We start from the raw sequence: 6459 nt of genomic DNA, 5'->3' as shown, positions 1-6459 counted from the left end.
AGTGAAAAGCGCCATCGCCGATGGTAGTGTGGGAGATCCCATGTGAGAGTAGGTCGTCGTCAAGCTTTAAACATAAGAAGCCCTGATAGGATAACCTGTCAGGGCTTTTTTACGTCTGGAGGAAAGTCAAATTACTCCTCGTTTGATAGCGGTCGTGCCACCCTTATCAAACCTACGATCATCCCGAATTCAGAAGTGGCTTTTATTCGCCGCAGGCGTTAACCATCATTGATGATAATATGGGAGATCCTATGTGTACCCAAGGGCATGAATGGGGCGTCGTTTCAAATATTCTCAGCGTTCTAAGTACTCAATATATAACACAATCCCAAACAGCAACGCGTTGCTTCACAGCCGTCGTCAGCGGCTTATGCTGCTTGGGACTGTATGCATAAACCGGGTTTGATAAGGGGCGTGCCTCCCTCATCAAACCTATGGTCTTGCAAATACATAAATATCTAGGTTGGAAAAGCGAAGCACTTTCCAACAAAACAACGCTACTATACAATGCACTAGAAATCGCTCGAAATTGGCACTTTCCAATTTCGAGCAAATTAATGTATCGGTTCTTTAAGATAACTTTCTAGGAAAAAGTAAACTGGCGTATTTTGCTTTCCAAATCCGCTGTCATCTTAGAAATTTGGATACTGCTTTCAGACACTTGTTTGCTATCTTCTAGGACTTTCTCTGAGACATTTCTAATGCCCATAAGGTTTCGGTTAACCTCTTCCGCTACGTTGCCCTGTTGATCTGAAGCAGCGGCAATTTGTAGACTGCGCGCAGAGGCTTCATCAATTTGAATAAGCATGTTTCTTAAGTTATCTGCCGCAGTATGTACTTTATCTGCTCCACTTTCCGCTTGTTTTGTGCTTGTTGACATGGATCGAGAAGCTTCTTCAGACTGATTTTGTAGTTTCTCAATAATGTTTTTAATTTCTACTGTGGAATCTTGGGTTCTGCTTGCCAAAGAGCGTACTTCATCTGCAACGACTGCGAACCCTCTACCGAGTTCCCCGGCGCGAGCCGCTTCGATCGCAGCATTGAGAGCAAGTAGGTTGGTCTGTTCTGAGATTTCCCCAATCACACCCAACACAGAATCGATATCGCCAGTTTGTTGAAGCAATTCGAGTATGACTTTGTTTGCACTGTCGATATGTTGCGTCAAATTATGAATATCAGTATTCGTACTATCCAGATCCTGACTGCTTAGACGCGTGATATCTTGAACCGATGTTGTGAATTCAGCAGACTCTTTTGCATGTTGAGCCACGTCACGGATTGAGTGTGACATTTCATTCATTGCGGTTGCGAGAGATTCCATCTCCTGAAATTGATTATTCATACCGTTTTGCGTGCTTTGACTGCTGCTCTTCATCTGCTCACAGACAATATTCAGTTCGCTTACAGCTTTGGCAACCTGTGACAGTGTTGAATTTAGAGATGACGATAGTTGATTAGAGGCATTTGCCAAGAGACCGATTTCATCTTTTCTGTCGACCTCAATTTGATTCGTCATGTTGCCAGAAGCCAATTGTTGAAGGTGATCCGTTACTTGCTTAAGAGGTCTAGTGATGCCTTTAACAATGGCCATGCTTAACCAAAGCACCAATGAGATTAGGATGATTTGAATCAAAGCAGATTTTCTTAAATTAGACCAGAATTGTTTTTTGACTTCTTCGTTCAGTAACCCACTGCCGATTACCCAGCCCCAAGGTTTAAAGGATTTGATATAAGAGGTTTTCTCTACAGGGCCATCAAACTGCGGACCGACATAGTCATAATATACAAAACCAGAGCCAGATGGGCTTTTCGCAATATTGATGATATTTGTCCACTTTGGGATGTCTTTTGGGTTAGTGGACTTAAACATGTTTTTGCCTTTAATGGCAGGTTTGAATGGATGCATTAAGAAGGTCGCTTCCATGTCGTTTAACCAAAAATAGCCATTTTTTCCGTAGCGTAATTTTTCGACGGCTGCTAAGGCTTGCTCTTTGGCGGCTTTTTCGCCGATCACTGGGGCTAATTGAGCATAATGTTCTAACAAGGAATAAGTGTTTTCAACTTGCTCTTTTATATTGTTCTTGCGTGATTCAAGCAGTTCACGATAGAGGGAAGAATAGGTGACTCCTTCAAATATAATAAGAAGGCCTATGAAAGAACCTATCAATAGCCAGAGTTTATGGCCTATTTTTAATGATTTCAGTGACATATTTTCTACTTCCTAAATAGATCGCCGTTGAGTCAGTTACGATATAGAGATTGAAAGAAAATAGATTGCTGCTTCCTTCACTCTTATAAATTTTATCTATATCGCTTCAAATGCATTATTAAAATCAATTACATCGCATTGTATAGCGATTTCGTGCGGGATAATTTCATATACACTATGTGATTGTCTATCGAAAATAGGTGGAAAAAGTGAAAAAAAATTTAAAAAATATTTCTAAATGATTTATTTTTTAATTTATTCATTGTTGCTAAGTGTTTCCATCATAAGTACAAATAGAGTGCCGGAGAAATTCATACTGCTGACGTCGCTGTCATGTGCAGCCATAGAACTCTTTTCTATTGGTTATAGTGTGGTTAACCATTGTTTTAGAGGATTCGAAAATTCAATGAAATTCACACGCGTGGGCAGTGTCGGTTTGCTCATATTATTAGGTCGTGTTATGAGTGATTGGCAGAAAACCATTATAAAAGAGCTGCATGATATTAAATATACAGACTAATATTCAGGCACTTTACTGTATTGATGAAAATATCATCGAATATCAAGTAAGCGCCTGGTTTTGAATGGTTAATGGCTAGGCAAGATCAAACAACAAGGCTTTGACTCTTTTTTCTGACAGCTGAGTGAAGTCAATCTGACTGACACTTTGCAGCTTGGCTCCATCACCTGGTTTCATATTAATGCCATCGGCTAAGTTCAATTCACCTTCAATGAGATGAATGTAGTAGCGACGTTTGGTGTCCGCTGGCCAAGTCAGTTGTCTTTGTTCAGACATAATGAGTTGATGTAAACGCATGTCTTGTTTGATAGCTAAAGTATCATTTTGTCCATCTGGTGTGATGATGTTGGTAATACCTTCCGCTTCGCCAAAGTCTTTTTGTTGATAACCCGGTTCACCACCTAGACGGTTTGGTTGAATCCAAATTTGCAAGAATTTCAATGTTTCTTCGTCTGATGCATTGAATTCACTGTGATAAATTCCATTGCCTGCTGACATGAGTTGGTATTCACCTGCTGGCAACTCTTCAATGTTCCCCGTACTGTCTTTGTGAGCGATGGTGCCTTGTAACACTAGGCTGAGGATTTCCATATCTTTGTGGCCATGGGTTTCAAAACCAGCACTTGGGCTGACAGTATCATCATTAATGACCCTTAGGTGGGAAAAGCCCATGTGTTGAGGGTCGAAGTAACTGCCAAAAGAAAAAGTATGGTGGCTGTCTAACCAGCCAAAATTAGCATGACCACGATCTTCTGCTGTGCGTAATTGAATCATAATATGTCTCCTAAATAACTGGTAATGGAATTATTACCGAATGGGTTCAGTTTAGTGGTGGGAGAAAAGAAAGAAAATCGGAAGCTTTTGAGCTAGTATTTCAAAAAAATTGAACAAAAGGTGAGCCATGTCCCATGCTGTTACATTGGAAGCATTACGAGTGATTGATGCGATTCATCAGTTAGGTAGTTTTTCTGCTGCCGCGGATGCCTTGTTTAAAGTGCCGTCTGCTCTGACTTATACCGTGAAAAAGTTGGAAGAAGATCTGGGTGTTGCCTTGTTTGATCGGTCAAGGCAGAGAGCCGTGTTGACTACCGCAGGCCGAATGGTTTTGGAGCAAGGGCGAGGTATTTTGGATGCGGCAATACGACTGGAAGATTCTATTAAGCAGATGGAATCTGGTTGGGAGCCAAGATTAAGAATTGCTCGAGATACAGCCATATTGTCTGCTCCGCTAATGAGTGTCGTAGGGCGTTTTTTGGATCAAAATCGACCTGTTGAATTGAGTTTGTCGGAAGAGGCGGTTGGTGGTGCTTGGGATGCTTTACAAGATGATAGGGCGGACTTGGTGATTGGTGCGACGGGAGAATTACCGAAAGGACAAGTGCAAATTCGTCCGTTGGGAGAACTGGAGTTTGTGTTTGCTGTTTCACCGACACATCCATTAGCCCTGCTTGATGGCAAGATTAGCGCCCAGCACTTGCGTCAATATCCGGCCATTGTGGTGGCGGATAGTTCAAAAATTTTACCTGCTCGAAGCAGTGGCTTATTTGAGGCGCGTCAAGTCGTTCGTGTGGATTCCATGCAGAGTAAAATTGAGGCGCAATGTTTGGGACTAGGGGTTGGTTATCTGCCTATACACAGAATTCGTGATGAACTGAATAATGGTCGTTTAGTCGTGCGTCAGTGTGAATTGCCAAGACCAAATCAAATGGCCTATCTAGCATGGCGTAATGAACAACCAGGTCGCGGACTGAATTGGTTTGTTGAACAACTGGTGTTGCAAGATTGGCAATTGACTCCAAGTAAATCGATTGTTCCCTAATGTATTAAACACTAAGGAGTATGTGTGTTTTCCATTTCGCTTGCCATTTTACCTGTCTTTGCATTACTAATGTTAGGCGCCTTGTGTCAACGTTGGCGCTTTCCAATGGAGGGTTTTTGGGGGGGAGTGGATAAGCTAACTTACTGGTTGCTGTTTCCCGCGTTATTGTTTGCTAATACGTCACAAATTGACTTCTCTAACGGTATGTTAGCAGACTATGCTTTGATTCTGATGTTGGCTCTTGCGGTCACTGGCGTATTTGTCTTTTTGATAACTTGGTTGATGAAGATTGAAGCACCAACGGCTTCTTCTATGCTGCAAGCTGGTGTGCGATTTAATACCTTTATTGTATTAGCCATTGCGAGCAGTGTTTATGGTGATGAAGGTTTGCTATTAGCGGTATTGGGGGGCGCTATTTTGGTTCCGTCACTCAATGTGTTTTTGGTGATATCCATGGTGATTATGCATGGCTCGTCAGGGAAGAATCATAGTCTACCAAGATTATTAAGTGGCGCTTTGATTCGCAATCCACTGATTGTTTCTATTGCTTTGGGAGTCAGTCTGAATGTGTTAGGACTGACACCGATTTTGGTGGTGTCAGATATGGCAGATATGCTGGCAAAATCTGCTTTGCCTATGGTGTTGTTAGCAGTTGGAGCAAGTGTGAGAATAGACGCTATTCGTTCGGTTGGTGTTAACTTTTGGTTGTCGGCGGTTGCTCGTTTTCTGATCTTTCCTGCGGCAATTATTTTGGTTTGCTGGTGTCTGGACGTGACTGGGTTGCCTGCTTTAGTGGCTGTTTTGTTCGGTTTTGTTCCAACTGCAACATCGGCATATGCTTTGGCCAAACAGCTAGGTGGTGACGCAGATAAAATGGCAGCTTATATTACCTTACAAACTCTGATGTCGATTTTCACCTTGCCCATTTGTATTTGGTTGAGTCAGTTGTTGATTCAATAAAGGCATCAAATAAAAAACCAACGCACCGTTTTTGTGCGCTGGTTCTTACATGATTACTATTACTGAGTAATCGGAACTTTACTAAGGTTCCGTTGGGTCTTTGTAGACATTTTTATAGCAATAATTGGTAGCATCGACAAAGCCGTCAACACTACCACAATCGAACCTCTGACCTTTGAATTTGTAAGCTAGAACACAGCCTTCTTTTGCCTGTTGTAAAATGGCATCGGTTATTTGAACTTCACCATTTCGGCCAGCAGGCGTATTACGGATTTTATCGAAAATATCTGGTGTCAAAATATAGCGACCAATGATGGCGAGATTGGAAGGCGCATCTTCTTGGGTTGGCTTTTCCACCATATCGGTGACACGGAACAGTCCTTCCATCATGGATTCGCCTTTGATGATGCCATATTTGTGAACTTCGTCTTCAGGGACTTCTTCAATAGCCACTATAGTACAACGGAACTGGTTATACAGTTTTACCATTTGTGCCATGACACCATCTTCTTCACCGAAGCACAAGTCATCGGCGAGTACGACACCGAAAGCTTCGTCCCCAATTAAAGGTTCACCGGTTAATATGGCATGACCGAGACCTAACATGTTGTTTTGACGTATAAAAGAAAAGTTTACATTGTCGATAAGATGACGAATGCCTTCTAGGTATTTCTCTTTGCTGGTCCCTGAAATCTGATGTTCTAACTCGTAGCTGATATCAAAGTGATCAGCAATGGCGCGTTTGCCTCGACCGGTGACAAAGGTCACATTGTTAAGGCCCGCGGCTGTTGCTTCTTCCACACCGTATTGCACTAGAGGTTTGTTAACAATAGGAAGCATCTCTTTAGGCATGGATTTGGTGGCTGGCAAAAAACGAGTGCCGTAGCCAGCAACAGGGAATAGACATTTGCGAATCATAGTTTTTCCTTAAAATGGCTGTGTAAAGTGGCT

General features: G+C 42.2%; 5 protein-coding genes. 2 read left to right on the top strand and 3 right to left on the bottom strand.

Annotated features, from left to right (window positions below; translation table 11 throughout):
- Positions 1–583: 583 nt before the first annotated feature.
- Together ACXAH2_RS14840 and ACXAH2_RS14835 are read right to left on the bottom strand one after the other, a co-directional pair.
- On the bottom strand, positions 584–2209 hold the full coding sequence (locus ACXAH2_RS14840; protein ID WP_475079577.1) for a methyl-accepting chemotaxis protein: 1626 nt from the start codon (positions 2207–2209) through the stop codon (positions 584–586).
- Between the two features lie 595 nt (positions 2210–2804).
- Complete coding sequence (locus tag ACXAH2_RS14835) at positions 2805–3503, bottom strand: pirin family protein (RefSeq protein WP_475079575.1); 699 nt, start codon at positions 3501–3503, stop codon at positions 2805–2807.
- 127 nt (positions 3504–3630) lie between these two features.
- On the opposite strand from ACXAH2_RS14835, the gene ACXAH2_RS14830 reads away from it, so the two are divergent.
- Together ACXAH2_RS14830 and ACXAH2_RS14825 are read left to right on the top strand one after the other, a co-directional pair.
- Positions 3631–4548, top strand: coding sequence for a LysR family transcriptional regulator (locus ACXAH2_RS14830; RefSeq protein ID WP_475079574.1), 918 nt, complete (start codon positions 3631–3633; stop codon positions 4546–4548).
- A 24-nt stretch (positions 4549–4572) separates the two neighbouring features.
- Positions 4573–5508, top strand: a complete 936-nt coding sequence (locus tag ACXAH2_RS14825) for an AEC family transporter (protein WP_475079572.1) — start codon at positions 4573–4575, stop codon at positions 5506–5508.
- 81 nt (positions 5509–5589) lie between these two features.
- Here the strand turns inward: ACXAH2_RS14825 and galU are convergent, their stop codons facing one another.
- On the bottom strand, positions 5590–6426 hold the full coding sequence (gene galU / locus ACXAH2_RS14820) for a UTP--glucose-1-phosphate uridylyltransferase GalU (protein ID WP_475079570.1): 837 nt from the start codon (positions 6424–6426) through the stop codon (positions 5590–5592).
- Positions 6427–6459 lie beyond the last annotated feature (33 nt).

This window comes from Marinomonas sp. ABL3_031, assembly GCF_056161265.1.
This window is presented reverse-complemented; position numbering and strand designations above follow the sequence as displayed.